This window comes from Cupriavidus sp. YAF13, from assembly GCF_052113425.1.
Lineage (GTDB): Bacteria > Pseudomonadota > Gammaproteobacteria > Burkholderiales > Burkholderiaceae > Cupriavidus.
Map to the genome: position 1 here is coordinate 67,381 of NZ_JBFRDD010000002.1, position 16,435 is coordinate 83,815.

A 16,435-nucleotide genomic window follows, 5' to 3' on the forward strand; every position below is an offset into this window, starting at 1 on the left:
GAACAGAATACTTACCGGATCAGAAGCGCCATGCAATTCTCGGAATCCTGGCTTCGCAGTTTCGTCAATCCCGACAAGATTTCCACCGATGCGCTCTCGCACAGCCTGACCATGGCCGGGCTGGAAGTGGAAGAGGTCGGCCCGGTCGCGCCGCCTTTCAACAAGGTGGTGGTGGCGCGCGTGCTTTCCACCGAGCGCCATCCCAACGCCGACCGTCTCAACGTTTGCCAGGTCGATGCCGGCACCGGCGAGACCCTGCAGATCGTTTGCGGCGCGCCCAATGTGGCGCCCGGCGTGCTGGTGCCTTGCGCGCTGGTCGGCGCGGTGCTGCCGCCGTCCGAGGCGGGCGGCAAGCCGTTCGAGATCAAGGTGGGCAAGCTGCGCGGTGTGGACAGCTTCGGCATGCTCTGCTCGGCGCGCGAGCTCAAGCTGTCGGAGGACCACGGCGGCCTGATGCTCCTGCCCGAAGATGCCAGGATCGGCATGGACATTCGCGAGTACCTGGACCTGGATGACCAGGTCTTCGTCATCAAGCTCACCCCCAACAAGGCCGACTGCCTGTCGATCCACGGCGTGGCGCGCGAAGTCGCCGCGCTGACCGGTGCCGCGCTGCATCTGCCGGAGATGAAGCCGGTTGCCGTGACGCTGGCCGACAAGCTGCCAGTGAAGATTTCGGCCCCCGACCTGTGCGGCCGCTTCTCGGGCCGTGTGATCCGCGGCGTGAACGCGCGCGCGGCCACGCCGGCATGGATGGTGCAGCGCCTGGAGCGGGCAGGGCAGCGCAGCATCTCCGCACTGGTCGACATCTCCAACTACGTGATGCTCGAGCTCGGCCGTCCCTCGCACGTCTTCGACCTGGACAAGATCCACGGCGGGCTGGATGTGCGCTGGGGCCGCAAGGGCGAACAGCTCAAGCTGCTCAACGGCAATACCGTGGAGCTCGACGAGCAGGTCGGCGTGATCGCCGACGACAAGGAGATCGAGAGCCTGGCCGGCATCATGGGCGGCGACAGCACCGCCGTGACGCTCGACACCACCAACATCTACCTCGAAGCCGCCTTCTGGTGGCCGCAAGCCATCCAGGGCCGCTCGCGCCGCTTCAACTTCTCGACCGATGCCGGGCATCGCTTCGAGCGTGGCGTGGACTACGCCACCACGGTTGAGCATATCGAGCGCATCAGCGCGCTGATCCTCGAGATCTGCGGTGGCCAGGCAGGCCCGGTCGACGACCTCATCGTCAACCTGCCGCAGCGCAAGCCGGTGTGCCTGCGCGTGGCGCGCGCCGAGCGCGTGCTTGGCATCGAGCTGTCGCCTGCGGTCATCGCCGACGTCTTCCAGCGCCTGCAGCTGCCGTTTACCCGCGAGCAAGGCGCGGACGGCGAAGTGTTCGTGGTTACTCCGCCGAGCTATCGCTTCGATATCGAGATCGAGGAAGACCTGATCGAGGAAGTGGCCCGCATCTATGGCTTCGAGCGCATCCCGGCACGTCCGCCGATCGCCGAAAGCGAGATGCGCCCGACCGACGAAGCGCGCCGCTCCACTCACGCTGTGCGCCACGCGATTGCCGCGCGCGACTACCAGGAGGTGATCAACTTCGCCTTCGTCGAAGAAAAGTGGGAGCGCGATTTCGCCGGCAACGACAACCCGATCCGCCTGCTGAACCCGATCGCCAGCCAGCTGGCGGTGATGCGTTCCACGCTGATCGGTGGCCTGCTCGACAAGGTGCGCTACAACCTCAACCGCAAGGCATCGCGCGTGCGGATGTTCGAAGTGGGCCGCGTGTTCCATCGCGATGAAACGGTCGCCGATGGCGGCCTGACCGTGGCCGGCTATCGCCAGCCGATGGTTGCAGGCGGCATTGCCTACGGCCCGGCCTTCGAGGAGCAGTGGGGCATCGCCACCCGCCCGGTGGACTTCTTCGACGTCAAGGGCGATGTCGAGGCCTTGCTGTTCCCGCGCGTCGCGCGCTTCGAGCCGGTATCGCATCCCGCGCTGCATCCGGGCCGCGCCGCGCAAGTGGTGATCGACGGCAAGGTGGCTGGCGTGATCGGCGAACTGCATCCGCGCTGGCTGCAGGAGTACGAACTGACGCAAGCGCCGGTCGTGTTCGAACTGGACCTGCTGGCACTGCGTGAAGCGGGCCTGCCGGGCTACACCGAAATCTCCAAGTTCCCGGCCGCCGTACGTGACCTGGCACTGGTGGTAAAGCAGTCGGTGCGCGTGCAGGACCTGCTCGACGCCATGCGCGAAGCCCTGGAAAAACAGGGCTCCGCACGCTATTGCCAGAGCCTGGTGCTGTTCGACGAGTTCCGCCCGAAGGCAGCTTCGGCGGCCATTGGCGCGGACGAGAAAAGCCTTGCGTTCCGCTTGACCTTGCAAGATACTGGGGCGACCCTCCAGGACGAAACCGTCGACAGCGCGGTGCGTTGCATGGTCGAAGCCGCCAGCGCTGCATTCCAGGCGCGGATGCGCGGCTGATCCACCAGCTGACATGACAATGGAGCGCCCGGACTTCCGCATCCGGGCGGATCGCCACACTGAATGACAATGAACGATCGACACGCGTATCTCATGGCCTCTGCAATGGGTGAAGCAGGCGACCGCCAGGCAGCCTCGCTCGACGACGATACGTCCGACGCTCGCGTCGCTGAAGTGCCGACCCTCACGAAGGCCGAGCTTGCTGAAATGCTGTTCGACCAGGTCGGTCTCAACAAGCGCGAGTCCAAGGACATGGTCGAAGCTTTCTTCGACGTGATTCGCGAAGCGCTGGAACAAGGCGACAGCGTCAAGCTCTCCGGCTTCGGCAATTTCCAGCTGCGCGACAAGCCGCAACGTCCCGGCCGCAATCCCAAGACGGGCGAGATCATTCCTATCACGGCACGACGTGTGGTGACTTTCCATGCCAGCCAGAAGCTCAAGGGCCTGGTGGAAGAGCGTGCCGGCCTGGTAGCGGTGCCCGGCTGATCGTTTGCCAGCAGCGCGACGACTCGTTATCCTGCTGAATCCGTCTATCACCCTTGTTCGCGCGCTAGCCCGCGCGAACACCACAACTTCTCCCGGCACGGCCTGAAGCCCGCCTATTCACCGTATGTCGGAAAGATCCAGCGAACGCATCTTGTTGCCGCCGATTCCCGCCAAACGCTACTTCACCATTGGGGAAGTCAGCGAGCTTTGCGCCGTCAAGCCGCATGTGCTGCGCTACTGGGAGCAGGAGTTCACGCAGCTCAAGCCCGTCAAGCGACGCGGCAACCGGCGCTACTACCAGCATCATGAAGTCCTGCTGATCCGGCGCATCCGCGACCTGCTGTACGAGCAGGGCTTCACGATCAACGGTGCCCGCAATCGCCTCGACGAAGGGCGGCAGCACAGCCATGCCGCCACCGAGGACGAACAAGCGCTGGCGGCGCAAGCCGCCGGTGAAGCGCCGGTTTTTTCGCTCGACCTCAACAGCCTGCGCAACGAACTGGTGGAAGTGCAGCACCTGCTCGCGCAGCTTCAACAGATCGCGAAGCACGAATAAAAAGTGCACTAACGACTAGCCATTTTTAAAAAGCTTCTGATATAATCTTTTTCTTTCGGGGCGTAGCGCAGCCTGGTAGCGTACCTGCATGGGGTGCAGGTGGTCGGAGGTTCAAATCCTCTCGCCCCGACCAGTATTAAGAAAAACCCGCACAGCATTTGTTGTGCGGGTTTTTTGTTGTCTGTTCAAAACGCCAGCATTTAGCCCGGCAAAATCACGTGACAACAAGCATCGTCGAATTCGCCTGAATCTCTTCGGATCGACGCTGTCATCGCTGCCACGCAGTCTCCCTGTATTAGCTCGCCGGCGAGTCATGCCAGGCCGATGAAGTCGCCTTGCCCCATGTGGCCCAATACGGATCGGCCGGCTCTTCGCGAGTGGCATAGTGGCGCTCGCCCCGTGTGCGCACGCGTAGCGATCTCGCATCGAGAAGGTCGATGCCTTCCGCGAGCGCGAAGCGCAGCCGCGCCCCATCGTGCTCGATCACCAGGCTGTCGATAGGACGAGGCAGGGCCTTGAGTGCGGCGGTGTCGATGCCCATCAGATAGAGCGTTGCACCGGCGGCCTGCGCGGCGGCCTCGGCTTCCGGATTCCAGGTATCCGCCGTGAGCAGCGGGTCGTCCACGGTCAGGGTCTGGCACGCGATGGCCGTGCCGTGGGGGTCGTGGGTGCAGCCGGTGTTGTGGGTGTAGAGATAGATGACGCCAGGATCGCAGGTGAACATAGCTTCACTCAGAAAATACTGTATGGATATACAGTATAGCGGTGCTATCGGCGTCCGGCTAGGCCATCCATGGCCTGTGCTAGCGTAGCGGTGTTAGCGGCGTCCAAGCCATACCCGCCCGTTGCGGTCGCGGTGACCAATGACGTGGTGGGCTAGCGAAGCCCTTTGCCGATCAATCAGGTCAATCAGGTTTGTCGCGAAGGGGCGGCGGACTCTACAATCAAGCCATCGACCGTGCGGTGTGCATGTCCTTTCAGGCAGACGTTTGCTGTGCGCAGGGTTCCGGGGCACTGGTTTGGCCGGATGCCGTTTACCGCGTGCAACGCATAGGATAGGAGTAGGGGATGGCTAAACGCGAACGTGCTGCCAGGGCCTTGCAGGACGAGGTGAGCCGGCGCATCCAGCGCATTGATGACATTGTGGAGGACGGCGCGAAGATCCGGGTGCCGGCACCGCAAGCGCATGCGCGCGATGCGCGCGGGCGCAACTGGGATATGAAGGCCTTCGGCAATGCCGCGGGTTATGAGAGGAGTATCCGGGCCGTGGTGGACAAGGCGCGTGACGAGTTCGACCTGGCCGAGGTGCCGGGCCAGCAGAGCGCCGATCCCTTTGCCACTCCGCCCTCGCTGGAGTGAGCGTTTCGTTGGAGTAAGGCATGCACGCTTGCGATCTCTGCCATCTTCTCGTTGGTGCGCCGACCACGGTGGAGCCGCATGAGAACCTGGCCGCATCGGGTGCGGGCGCACTCGGCATGGACATCAACTCGCGCTGGGTGGACCGGCCTTGGCGCTGCACGGCCTGCGGCGCCTGGATGTTCCAGAATGCCGCCCACGGCGAGCCGCCCAATGTCTGGCGCATGGGGCGCCGCCCACAGGATCGCCCGCAGGACCGGACCTAGGCCCGGCAGCCCCTGGCCCCGGCTGGCCGGACGTTGCGCTGCGGCATGCTACGATGGCCGGCAAAGGGAGACGCAATGAATGAATCCAGAACACAGCATTACCGGGGCTACGTGATATTGATCTCGGTACAGCAACATGAGCGCGGATGCCTGGTGAGTGCTTCGATCGTCCAGGAGGCCAAAGGCGCGGTGCGCAATCCGTCACCGCTGCAGTCGTGGGTGGGGCATGAGCAGGGCGAACTCATGGAAGTCGCTGACCGGGCGCAGGCACGCGCTTGCCGGCTGATCGATGCGACGGTGGACCATGTTGCCTATGCCGCAAGCTGACTGATTGATCCTGGTGGCCTGCCTGGCCTTCCTGGCCATGCATTGGCTCGGGCAGAAGTTTCGTCGGCCAGCCTACATGGCGCGGGATCGCTGTCGTTAATCCGGGTATGAACTCATTCGATGCTTCCGAAGAATCCGCCGCAAATGCCGATGCCATGGGGTGGGGTTCGTCACCGCCCCATGTGCTGGCCGCGGTGCTCAACACCGCTCTGGCCGCCGAGGACCTGAACGGCTTTGCCGCGCTATTGTCCGACATGGCCCGCGATCGTGGCCTCAAAGGCGCGCGTGGCTCGCACCAGTCCATCTACGACATGCCCTATGCCAGCTTGTTGCCGCGCCAGCAGCATCTGCTGGCGGATGCGTTCGAGCTGCTCATCCGCCTGGGCCTGGAGTTGCAGCCGCGCAGGCCACGCATGCTCGGCGGCAGCCCTGGGAGTCTTCTGGCACACGGCAGCCACGAGATCCCCACCGACTAGAGGCCACGATCTGAGTGGCCGTGCGCCTGGCGCGCTGCGTGCGCCATGGAGGACACAGCGGCGAGGCCGCGTGCTAGCATCTCGCGAAAACAGGGTGATGGCAGAGCATGGCCGCTAGCCCTGATCAACCAGATCGCCGCCCCGACGGCGACGTATCACCCGGCCAGATGCCGATCCCGGCCGGGCGATGATGCTGACACGGCACGCGCGCACGGCCGTGGTGTTCGAGGGGAGCGATCGCGTGTTGTGGAGGTTGCAATGAACGAAGACGAGCCTTTCGGGGTAGTGTTCGAGGATTTCCGCGTCATCTGGGTGGCCGAGCGTTTGCAGGATGGCTCATGGACGGCGCGCTATTGCTGGAGTCCGGGTACGTCGGAGGCATCCGGCAAGGCGCTCCAGGCGGCAGTGCTCAGCGGCAAGTCCAAGCGGCTGCTGGGCGATTTCAAGACCGAAGAGGAGACCATCGACGCCATCAAGGCGGCGGTGCTGCTCGAGGCGAAATGGGGCCGGTGAGTCCCGGCTCAAAGCCTAAGGTCCAAAAGGGGCCTTAGGCCAAATATGGCCTATGGCTTGGAAAGCTCCGGCAGCACGACGCTGCTCCATTTCCACGTCCATATGCCTTGGCGCGTCAGGCCAATGAGAATGCGGTCGCCATTGTCCTTGGTGGCCGAGGCTTCCACGGTGTTCAGCGCCCGATAGGACAAACTGTACTTGAGCGCGTCCTTGGCGGCTTCCTCCTTGGCGGACCCCGCTGGTTCGCCCTTGTTTTCCGCAGGTGCGGGGGCAGGGCGCGCGGGGGGGGCTGGCTGCGGCGCCGTGGCGGGCTTCTCGCCGGCCATGAGCGCCATGACGCCGGCGGGCGACACCATGGCGTCGATCATGGTGTTGATGACCGCCTGGCCGATGGCCTGCCCGATGCCGGCAAAGGGCATGTTCTGCAAGGCGGACGTGCCGAGCTTTTGCTGCAGGGACAACGTCAGCTGCGCCTTCAGGCTCTCGCGCAGGGCCGGATAGTCGACATAGCGGGAGAACTTGTCGGCATCGCGCGTTTCGATGGCAGAGCGCATCTGGTAGAGCGCCCAGTAGGGGCTGGCGTAGCTGGTGGCAGCGACGACGATCGCCGCGGCAATCGCGGCTTTGACGGGTTTGTTCATCGGAGATCCGGTGCAAGCGCGCTGGCTAAGGCCCCCATTGTCGCCAATCGGTCGCGCCCGCGTCTACCCGGCTTGCTGGCTGCGTTCCAGCAAGCCGATTTCCCGTACCGCCACCGACAGCATCGACAAGCCGGCCGCGCCCGATGCGCGCTGATCCGCCAGCATGCGCGAGAAACGCTCGATCTGCGCCTGGCGCCCGCCGCGCCATGCCTCGATCAGCTGTGCTGGCGTATCCAGTGCCTGTGGCTGCGCCAGCACGCTGACCGTGAGCGCGCGCTTGAGGCGGCCGAGGTCTTCGAGCGTCGTGGTGCGTGCCAGCAGGTCCCAATGGCTGTCGGCTGGCAAAGCCAGGGCGCGTTCGCGCAGCCAGCCAAAACTGAACTCCGTATCGAGCGCGAAATAGACGCCCGCTACCAGCGCCAGGCTGCGCTGCGTGGCCGCCGCCACCTCGGCGATATCCAGTGCCGCCGCGGAGATCTCTCCCGCGGCTACGCGCAGGGCCAGTTCATCATCCACGCCGGACTGGCTCAGGTCCTGCCGCCATTGCGCCAGCGCGGCGGCCTCCGGCCCGGCCAGCAGTGCGGGTAGCTGGGGTGTGAGCCAGGCCGCGGCTTCGGCGTAGCGCGCGCTGTCGCCATCGGCGGGGCCGCCCGCGTGCGGATGCCGCAGGAACCACAGGCTGGCGTGTTCCAGCAGCCGTCCCACGGCGGCGAACATGCGCGCCTGCACGTCATCGCCGACCTGGTTGTCCAGCGCGTCGATGCGCAGCCAGAGCGGGTCCAGGCCGAACACGTCGCGCGCAATCAGGCAGGCGCGTACGATGTCCGCGGGCCGCGCGTCGGTTTCTTCCTGCATGCGGTGGACAAAGGTCGCGCCGATGCGGTTGACCAGCGTGTTGGTGAGGTGCGTGGCCAGGATCTCCCGGCGCAAGGGATGGCGCAGCATGGTGTCGGCGTGCCGCTCGCGCAGCGGCTGCGGGAAATAGGCGGGCAGGAGGCCGGCCACCAGCGGGTCCTCTGGCAGCGCGGACGTGAGCAGCTCGTCGTACAGCCACATCTTGCTGTAGGCCAGCAGCACCGCGCGCTCGGGCGAGGTGAGGCCCAGTCCGGCGGCCTTGCGCTCACCCAGTTCGTCCTCGGTCGGGAGGAATTCCAGCGCGCGCTTGAGGCGGCCTGCGCGCTCCAGCCACCGGATCAGCCGGCCCTCCGCGTCGAGCAGCGCCGCAGCGGTGCGCCCGGCAACCGACAGTGCCTGGCTTTGGTAGTAGTTGTCCTCGAGCACCAGCAAGCCGACTTCCTCAGTCATTTCCGCGAGCAGCTTGTTGCGTTGCTTCTCGGTCATCTCGCCGTCCGCCACCACCAGCCCCAGGAGGATCTTGATATTGACCTCATGGTCGGAGCAATCGACGCCGGCAGAGTTGTCGATCGCATCGGTGTTGATGCGCCCGCCATTGAGCGCGAACTCGATGCGGCCAAGCTGCGTGAAGCCAAGGTTGCCGCCTTCGCCCACCACCTTGCAGCGCAGCTCGGCGCCGTTGACGCGCACCGCGTCGTTGGCGCGATCGCCCACTTGCAGATGGCTCTCGCGGCTGGATTTGACATAGGTGCCGATGCCGCCGTTATAGAGCAGGTCGACCTGCGCCAACAGGATCGCGTGGACCAGTTCGGCGGGCGAGAGCACGGTTGCGCTGATGCCAAGCCTCGCCTGCACCTCCGGCGTGATCGCGATGGTCTTGGCGGTGCGCGGAAACAGCCCGCCGCCGGCGGAGACCAGGCTCATGTCGTAGTCCGCCCAGCTCGAGCGCGGCAACTCGAACATGCGCTGGCGCTCGCGCAAGCTGGCGGCGGGGTCAGGGTTGGGGTCGAGGAAGATATGGCGATGGTCGAACGCGGCCACCAGCTTGATATGGGGCGACAGCAGCATGCCGTTGCCGAACACGTCGCCCGACATGTCGCCGATGCCGGCGACGGTGAAGTCCGTGGACTGGATGTCGACGCCCATCTCGCGGAAATGGCGCTTGACCGATTCCCAGGCGCCGCGCGCCGTGATGGCCATCTTCTTGTGGTCATAGCCGACCGAGCCGCCCGAGGCAAACGCGTCGCTGAGCCAGAAGCCGTACTCCGCGGAGATTGCGTTGGCGTAGTCGGAGAAGCTGGCCGTGCCCTTGTCGGCGGCGACCACCAGATAGGGGTCATCGCCATCTTCACGCACCACTTCCGGCGGCGGCACCAAGGTGCCGGCGACGCGGTTGTCGGTAACGTCGAGCAGGCCGCGCAGGAAGGTCTGGTAGCAGGCAATGCCTTCTTGCAGGAAGGCGTCGCGGTCGTTCGCTGGCGGCGGGCGCTTGACCACGAACCCGCCCTTGCTGCCCACCGGCACGATCACCGTGTTCTTCACCATCTGGGCCTTCATCAGCCCCAGCACCTCGGTGCGGAAATCCTCGCGCCGGTCGGACCAGCGCAGGCCGCCGCGCGCCACCGGGCCGCCGCGCAGGTGCACGCCTTCGACGCGCGGGGAGTAGACCCAGATCTCGAACATCGGGCGCGGCTCGGGCAGGCCGGGCACCAGCGCGGGGTTGAACTTGAACGACAGGTAAGGGCGCGGCCCGCCGTCGGGGTCGTGGCGGAAATAGTTGGTGCGCACCGTGGCGTTGATCACGCCCAGGAACAGGCGCAGGATGCGGTCTTCGTCGAGGTTGGGCACCTGGTCCAGTTCTGTGCCGATGGCTTGCTGCAGGCGCTCGCAGCGCGCGGCGCGGGCGGCTTGCGTGGCGGGGTCGAAGCGTGCGACGAACAGTTCCACGAAGCGCGAGGCGATAGCCGGGTTGCCGGTCAGCGCACGCTCGATATACGCATCGCTGAAGGTCGACCCGACCTGGCGGAGGTAGCGGGCATAGGCGCGCAGGATGGTCACGTCGCGCGCGGCGAGCTCGGCACGCAGCACCAGGCGGTTGAAGTCGTCGTTCTCGATCTCGCCGTTCCAGGCGCGCGCGAAGGCGTCCTCGAACAGCGCCTTGATGCGCGCGATATCGGCGCCAAGGTCGATGCCGGCCGCGACCCCATCGGCCATTTCCAGTCCGAAATCATGGACCCACACCGGCGCCGCGCCATTGGGCTCGATCAGGTAGGGACGCTCTTCGTCCACGCGCACGCCAAGGTGCTCCAGCATCGGCAGGCTGAGCGACAGCGCGATCGGCGCGCGCGCGCGGTAGACCTTGAAGCGGAATGCGCCGGGCGCGGCTTCGATGGGCCGGTACAGGTTCATGGCGATGCCGCCGGTGGCCTGTGCCGCCTCCATCAGCTCGATGTCCCGCACGGCGATGCGGGCCGGGTAGTCCTCGCGGTAGCCTGCCGGGAAGGAGTCGCCGTAGCGGCGCAGCAGGCGGTTGCCTTGCTCCTCGCCGGTGCTGTCGAGCAGGGCGGCGGCAAGGTCGTCCTGCCAGCGGCGGGCGGCTTGTACGATGCGCTCTTCCAGCTCGTCCGGGTTGATCTCGGGCATGGTGCCAGGCTCGCCGCGCACGATCAGCTGGATGCGCGCGAGCGGCGACTCGGAGAGTTGCGGCGTGAACTCGCAGCTGTTGCCGCAAAAGGCGGTCATCAGCAGCTTCTGGATGCGCTGGCGCAGATCCGTGTTGTACTTGTCGCGCGGCACGAACACCAGGCAGGAGACGAAGCGGTCGAAGCGGTCGCGCCGCACGAACAGGCGGATGCGCTGATGCTCCTGCAGGCGCAAGATGCCCAGCGTGATGTGGAACAGTTCGTCTTCCTCGGCCTGGAACAGTTCGTCGCGCGGGTATTGCTCGATGATGGTCACCAGCGATTTGTAGAGATGACCCTTGGTCAGGAAGCCCGCGCGCGCCAGGATGTTGGCGAACTTGCGCCGCAAAAGCGGGATGTCCTCGCACGACATCATGTAGGTCGTGGAGGTGTACAGGCCTACGAAGCGCCGCTCGCCAAAGAGCTTGCCGTTGGCGTCCGTCAGCTTGATACCGATGTAGTCCAGGTAGCCGGGCCGGTGCACGGTGGAGCGCGAATTGGCTTTGGTCACGAAGATCGGTGACTTGTCTTCGATGACCGAGGTGGCCGCCGCGGGCAGCTCGGTCAGTGTGTCCTCCTCGGGCGGGCGCAGGCTTTCGCTCAGGATGCCGGCGCCGGAGCCGGGCACGCCGCGCAGGTAGAAGCGGTCGTTCTGGGTGACCAGTTCATAGTCGCGTTGGCCGAGGAAGGTGAAATGCTCGTCCAGCATCCACTGCAGGAAGGCGCAGGCTTCCTGTGTATCCGGCTGGTTGCCATCCGGGCGCTGCGCCAGCGTGTCGATGGTGGCGCGGGTGATGGCGGTCATCGCCGGCCAGTCTTGCACCGCGGCGCGCACGTCGCCCAGCACGCGGGCAATGCCGTTGCGCAAGGCCTCCTGCGTGGCGGTGTCGCCGCAGCGGTCCACTTCGAAATGGATGAAGGATTCGAGCCGGGGACCGCCGGCGGGCTCGCTCGTGGTGGTGTCGCCCTCGCCACCCAGGCCCACCTTGGCGATGGTGCCGTCCGTGTTGCGCCAGACCCGGAAGACCGGGTGGATCGCGGAATGCAGGGCCAGCCCCAGCCGGTTGATCTCCATGGTAACGGAGTCGACCAGGAACGGCATGTCGTCGTTGACGATCTCCACCACCGAGTGGTCGGAGTGCCAGCCATGCTGCTCGAGGTTGGGGTTGTAGACGCGCAGCCGCGCATTGCCCGGGACAAAGCGCTGGGCGGTCTGCCAGTGCGCCATGACCGCGCCATAGAGATCGGCCACGTTCCGCTTGAGCAGGTCTTCGGCGTCGGCCAGGTCGTAGTAGTGCCGCAGGAATGGCTCGGCCTGGACGAACATGTCGCCGGGCAGGCGGCCCTGGGCGAACTGCATCAGGTCGGCCAGCAACTGGGCCTGTCGCGCTTCGCTTTCCGCCAGCATGGTGTCTCCCCCAGACGGCTGTTTTTGGCAGTCCGTTGCCGGCACAGGCACAGGCACTGCGTGACGCGCGTCGTGCGTTGCCTGCGTCCTTCCAGCATGACCGTGCTAACTACTGTAGAGCATAAAGGGCGGCACCGCGCACAATCTGCGCGGGCTGGTCTTGTCCGCTCCGGGCTGGCGCGGGCATTGGGATGTATGAGATTTACGACTGGTTTTCATGATTTTATATCGTCGCAGGAATGTGCTTGCGGTGGCTACACTGCCTGTCTGCGCCTTACCCGCCGGTAGGAAGCGCGAGCCGAACTGGGCGTCTGGCCTTGCCGCGGCGCGCGGCGCGGCCTCACTGGCCGGGACGGGCATCATGGAGACATAAGATGTACAAGGAACGTATCCGGCTGGCCAGCCTGCTCGACAAGGTCATGCCGGCCGAGGCCGCGGCGGCGATGATCCAGGACAGCATGACCGTGGGCATGAGCGGTTTCACCCGCGCCGGCGACTGCAAGGCGGTGCCGCAAGCGCTGGCCAAGCGCGCGTCGCACGAGCCGCTGCGCATCACGCTGATGACCGGCGCCTCGCTGGGCAACGATACCGACAAGATGCTGGCCGAGGCCAACGTGCTGGCGCGGCGCCTGCCGTTCCAGGTGGATGCCACCTTGCGGCGCAAGATCAACGCGGGCGAGGTGATGTTCATCGACCAGCACCTGTCCGAAACCGTGGAGCAGCTGCGCGGGCGCCAGATCGCGCCGGTAGACGTGGCGGTGGTGGAAGCGGTTGCGATCACCGAATCCGGCGGCATCGTGCCGTCGACTTCGGTCGGCAACTCCGCGAGCTTCGCGATGCTGGCGCAGAAGGTGATCGTCGAAATCAACCTCGGTATGCCGGCCGGCCTGGAAGGCCTGCACGACATCTACCTGCCAACGGCGCGGCCACATCGCCAGCCCATTCCGCTGGTCTCGGTGGACCAGCGCATCGGCTTGCCCTTCATTCCGGTGGACCCCGCGAAGATCGCCGCCATCGTGATCACGCAAAAGGACGATAGCCCGTCCAATGCGCTGCCGCCCGACCAGGAAACGCGCCAGATCGCCGGGCACCTGAACGATTTCCTGTTGCATGAAGTACGCTCAGGCCGGCTGGCGCCTTCGCTGCAGCCGCTGCAGGCCGGCATCGGCACGATCGCCAACGCCGTGCTGCATGGCCTGATCGATTCCCCGTTCCGCGATCTCACGATGTATTCGGAGGTGCTGCAGGACAGCACGATCGAGTTGCTGGACGCCGGGCGGCTGCGCTTTGCCTCTGCGTCATCAGTGACGTTGACCAGCGCCGTCTACGCGCGCTTCCTGGCAGACCTGGAGCGATACAAGGCGCGCGTGATCCTGCGCCCGCAGGAGATCAGCAACCATCCGGAGCTGCTGCGCAGGCTCGGCCTGATCACCATCAACACGGCGCTGGAGTGCGATATCTACGGCAACGTGAACTCCACGCATGTGGGCGGCACGCACATGATGAACGGCATCGGCGGGTCGGGAGACTTCGCGCGCAATGCGCATTTGTCGGTGTTCGTCACCAAGTCGATGGCAAAGGCCGGCGCCATCTCCAGCATCGTGCCGATGGTGTCCCACGTGGATCACACCGAGCATGATGTCGACATCATCGTGACCGAGCATGGCCTGGCCGATCTGCGCGGCCTGGCGCCGCGCGAGCGCGCGCAGCAGATCATCGCCAACTGCGCGGATCCGTTGTATCGGGAGTTGCTGCGTGATTACGTGACGCGCGCCACGCGCCGCGGCGGGCATACGCCGCACCTCATCGAGGAGGCGCTGGCCTGGCACGTGCGCTTGCGCGAGGAAGGCACGATGGGCGGCACGAAGGCGGCCCTGGCCGCAGCCTGAAGCGGCTTGCGCATGGACCTTCCTTGTTGTTTTCCCGCCTTCATTCCTTTGTCGGTATCCCTTATCTCTTATCCCTTGAAGATGAGCACGGCCAGCACCAGGGAGGAAGCCATTAGGATCAGCAGGTCTAGCATGATGGTCTCCGAAAGGGAGAGGTCCGGGATAGCGAATGGGTAAGCCTGCGCTACGGTTCATGCCGTAGGCGGCCTTCCGAATCCATTCTCGGACAATTCTCACATTTCCACATGCGGCGCCATCTGGCTCAGATGGCGTTTCAAGCGGGCGTTGGGCATTGCCGTGGCGATCCCGCTGCCTGATCTTGCCTGTTCCCTGCGGCCCGGATGGTGCGCTGGCGCACCATCCGGCGGGACGGGCTGCTTGCTGCCTGCCGCTTCCGTCGCGGCTTACTGCTTGGCCTTGGCGCCGTCGGTATAGGGATCGAACTTGCCGGCCTTGGCGCCGTCCGTGTACGGATCGGGCTTGCCAGCCTTGGCCCCGTCCGTATAGGGATCGGCCTTCTTCTTGGTGCCGGAAGCGTTCAGGTTCGACTTGGTCGATTTCTTCGCGCCGTCCGTGTACGGATCGAACTTGCCGGACTTGGCGGCGCTCTTGTTCGGGTCCGTCTTGTTGGTATGGGCGCCACCGTAAAGGTCGCCGCCATCGGTGTAGTTCTTCTGGGCGTGCGCCAGTTGCACGCCGCCAAAGGCGGTGAGGGCGGCGATGATCAGGGCGGGTACGGTCTTGTTGCGCATTTTCATCCTCGTGAGTAAAGCGTGGGTAGTTCGAGAGCAATGGCCACGGGCAGGGGGCATGGCCGCAAAAATGGTCGTCAGACCAGGGTGACTCTACCGACTTGGGATGACCCTGCGAAGTTAATCTTTCTTCCCACTGTATTGAACCGCTTATTGGCCTGGCCGGCTATGCGCCAGATCAAGGCAAGCGTTGTTTTCGGGGAGGGGGGCTTACGGAATGGGAAGGGGCGGGGCGGGTTTGCCGAAGGCGCGAGCCCTGGCAAAGCCCGGCTGCAGGCAGCCGGGCCGTTGCGGCATTACTGGTTACCGGTTACCGGTTACTCGAGCGTAATGTTCTGGTCGCGCGCGATCTTCTTGCGCATTTCCAGCTCGCGCTTGATCTGCGCGGCGTATTGCTGCGGCGTGTTGCCGTCAGGGTAGGCGCCGCTTTCCGCCAGGCGGCGTTTCACGTTCGGGTCCTGCAAGGTCTTCACGGCAGCGTCATGCACCTTGGCGATGATCGCGGCAGGCGTGCCGGCGGGTGCCACCAGGCCGTACCAGGCCATGTTGTTCATGTCCTTCATGCCGGCTTCGGCAAAGGTCGGCACATCGGGCAAGCCATCCACGCGCTTGGGCGCCGCCACCGCGAGGGCGCGCAGCTTGCCGGCCTGGATGTGCGGCATGGACGAGGGCAGGTTGTCGAACTGGCCGCTGACCTGGCCCGCCAGCGTGTCGTTCAGGGCGGGGCCCGATCCACGGTAGGGGATGTGGACCATGTCGGTCTTGGTCAGGAACTTGAACAGTTCGCCGTCGAGGTGGGAGATGCTGCCTTTGCCTGCCGACGCATAGCTGTACTTGCCGGGATTGGCCTTGACCAGCGCGATGAACTCCTGCAGGTTCTTGGCCGGCACCTTGGGGTTGATCGTCATCACGTTCGGCACATTGACCAGGTTGGTAATGGGCGTGAAGTCCTTGATCGGATCGTAGGGGTTGCGGGCGTTGGTGGCGGGGTTGGTCGCCATGGTGCTGACCGTTGCAATGCCGAGCGTGTAGCCATCGGGCGCGGATTTGGCCAGCGCATCGGCGCCGATCACGCCACCGCCGCCGCCGCGGTTCTCCACCACCACGACCTGGCCAAGCTCACGGCCGATGCCGTCGGCCACCGCGCGGCCCACGATGTCCGTGGTGCCGCCCGCGGCGAATGGCACGATCAGGCGGATCGGCTTGGTCGGGTAGGTTTGTGCAAAGGCGCTGTGGCACAGGCCAAGAAGGGCCAGGCAGGCTGCGCTGCCGACATTCAATACTGCTTTCAAGAGAGGCTCCCGAGGGTTCTAGGTCTAATGACGGCCCGGGCGGGCGCGGGTTGGGGCACGGCGATCTGCGTCGCGCTGCTGCCCTTGTTCCTGCTTGCCGCGGGACGCTGGAGATGTCGGATGGGTTCCGTGATGCGGAACCATGTTCCGCATTGTGCTCCAGGCGCAATTCAACCGTGAAAGCGTAGCCGGCGGAATTGGTATCAACCCGCGTATGCATCCCTGCGTGGGAGGGGATCGGCCCGTGGTTGCCACGCCCACGGAGGAGAGATCCAGCAGGATTGGCGCGCCAATGGAAAAAGCCGGAAGCATTGCTGCTTCCGGCTTTTAGAATTCGCTGGTGGGGCGTGAGTGACTCGAACACTCGACCTACGGATTAAGAGTCCGCTGCTCTACCAACTGAGCTAACGCCCCAACGAAGTCCAAGATTATAGAGGACGATTTTTGACTTTGCAATAG

Annotated in this window: 14 protein-coding genes and 2 tRNA genes; 10 read left to right on the forward strand and 6 right to left on the reverse strand. The window is 65.1% G+C overall.

Going from position 1 to position 16,435, the window contains the following annotated elements; all coding sequences use genetic code 11:
- The first annotated feature begins 30 nt into the window (after positions 1-30).
- From pheT to AB4061_RS02355, 4 genes are all read left to right on the forward strand, one after another.
- Positions 31-2,478, forward strand: a complete 2,448-nt coding sequence (gene pheT, locus AB4061_RS02340) for a phenylalanine--tRNA ligase subunit beta (RefSeq protein WP_441630556.1) — start codon at positions 31-33, stop codon at positions 2,476-2,478.
- Positions 2,479-2,547: 69 nt separating this feature from the next.
- Positions 2,548-2,964: an integration host factor subunit alpha gene (locus AB4061_RS02345; protein ID WP_043345037.1), complete on the forward strand. Its 417-nt coding sequence runs from the start codon at positions 2,548-2,550 to the stop codon at positions 2,962-2,964.
- 124 nt (positions 2,965-3,088) lie between these two features.
- Complete coding sequence (locus AB4061_RS02350; RefSeq protein WP_441630558.1) at positions 3,089-3,520, forward strand: MerR family transcriptional regulator; 432 nt, start codon at positions 3,089-3,091, stop codon at positions 3,518-3,520.
- A 56-nt stretch (positions 3,521-3,576) separates the two neighbouring features.
- A tRNA-Pro gene (locus AB4061_RS02355) sits at positions 3,577-3,653 on the forward strand.
- Positions 3,654-3,815: 162 nt separating this feature from the next.
- On the opposite strand, the gene AB4061_RS02360 is transcribed toward AB4061_RS02355, so the two are convergent.
- On the reverse strand, positions 3,816-4,244 hold the full coding sequence (locus AB4061_RS02360) for a hypothetical protein (RefSeq protein ID WP_441630560.1): 429 nt from the start codon (positions 4,242-4,244) through the stop codon (positions 3,816-3,818).
- Between the two features lie 344 nt (positions 4,245-4,588).
- On the opposite strand from AB4061_RS02360, the gene AB4061_RS02365 reads away from it, so the two are divergent.
- The 5 genes from AB4061_RS02365 to AB4061_RS02385 all read left to right on the forward strand — a co-directional run bounded on the left by AB4061_RS02365 (position 4,589) and on the right by AB4061_RS02385 (position 6,458).
- Positions 4,589-4,879 carry a hypothetical protein gene (locus tag AB4061_RS02365; protein WP_441630562.1) on the forward strand — a complete coding sequence of 97 codons (291 nt, stop codon included), beginning with the start codon at positions 4,589-4,591 and terminating at the stop codon, positions 4,877-4,879.
- A gap of 20 nt (positions 4,880-4,899) precedes the next feature.
- On the forward strand, positions 4,900-5,142 hold the full coding sequence (locus AB4061_RS02370) for a hypothetical protein (protein ID WP_441630564.1): 243 nt from the start codon (positions 4,900-4,902) through the stop codon (positions 5,140-5,142).
- A 75-nt stretch (positions 5,143-5,217) separates the two neighbouring features.
- The gene (locus AB4061_RS02375) at positions 5,218-5,469 is read left to right on the forward strand and encodes a hypothetical protein (protein WP_441630565.1); all 252 of its coding nucleotides are present in this window, start codon (positions 5,218-5,220) and stop codon (positions 5,467-5,469) included.
- Between the two features lie 107 nt (positions 5,470-5,576).
- Positions 5,577-5,945 carry a hypothetical protein gene (locus AB4061_RS02380; protein ID WP_441630567.1) on the forward strand — a complete coding sequence of 123 codons (369 nt, stop codon included), beginning with the start codon at positions 5,577-5,579 and terminating at the stop codon, positions 5,943-5,945.
- Positions 5,946-6,203: 258 nt separating this feature from the next.
- Positions 6,204-6,458, forward strand: a complete 255-nt coding sequence (locus tag AB4061_RS02385) for a hypothetical protein (protein WP_441630569.1) — start codon at positions 6,204-6,206, stop codon at positions 6,456-6,458.
- Positions 6,459-6,508: 50 nt separating this feature from the next.
- Here the strand turns inward: AB4061_RS02385 and AB4061_RS02390 are convergent, their stop codons facing one another.
- Positions 6,509-7,099: a DUF2939 domain-containing protein gene (locus AB4061_RS02390; protein ID WP_441630571.1), complete on the reverse strand. Its 591-nt coding sequence runs from the start codon at positions 7,097-7,099 to the stop codon at positions 6,509-6,511.
- A 63-nt stretch (positions 7,100-7,162) separates the two neighbouring features.
- On the reverse strand, positions 7,163-12,043 hold the full coding sequence (locus tag AB4061_RS02395) for an NAD-glutamate dehydrogenase (protein ID WP_441630573.1): 4,881 nt from the start codon (positions 12,041-12,043) through the stop codon (positions 7,163-7,165).
- Positions 12,044-12,417: 374 nt separating this feature from the next.
- On the opposite strand from AB4061_RS02395, the gene AB4061_RS02400 reads away from it, so the two are divergent.
- Positions 12,418-13,932 carry an acetyl-CoA hydrolase/transferase family protein gene (locus AB4061_RS02400; protein WP_441630575.1) on the forward strand — a complete coding sequence of 505 codons (1,515 nt, stop codon included), beginning with the start codon at positions 12,418-12,420 and terminating at the stop codon, positions 13,930-13,932.
- 404 nt (positions 13,933-14,336) lie between these two features.
- On the opposite strand, the gene AB4061_RS02405 is transcribed toward AB4061_RS02400, so the two are convergent.
- The 3 genes from AB4061_RS02405 to AB4061_RS02415 all read right to left on the reverse strand — a co-directional run bounded on the left by AB4061_RS02405 (position 14,337) and on the right by AB4061_RS02415 (position 16,390).
- On the reverse strand, positions 14,337-14,684 hold the full coding sequence (locus AB4061_RS02405) for a hypothetical protein (RefSeq protein WP_174422737.1): 348 nt from the start codon (positions 14,682-14,684) through the stop codon (positions 14,337-14,339).
- Positions 14,685-15,001: 317 nt separating this feature from the next.
- A complete protein-coding gene (locus tag AB4061_RS02410) occupies positions 15,002-15,976 on the reverse strand; it encodes a Bug family tripartite tricarboxylate transporter substrate binding protein (RefSeq protein WP_441630577.1) in 975 nt (324 codons plus the stop codon).
- A gap of 338 nt (positions 15,977-16,314) precedes the next feature.
- A tRNA-Lys gene (locus AB4061_RS02415) sits at positions 16,315-16,390 on the reverse strand.
- Positions 16,391-16,435 lie beyond the last annotated feature (45 nt).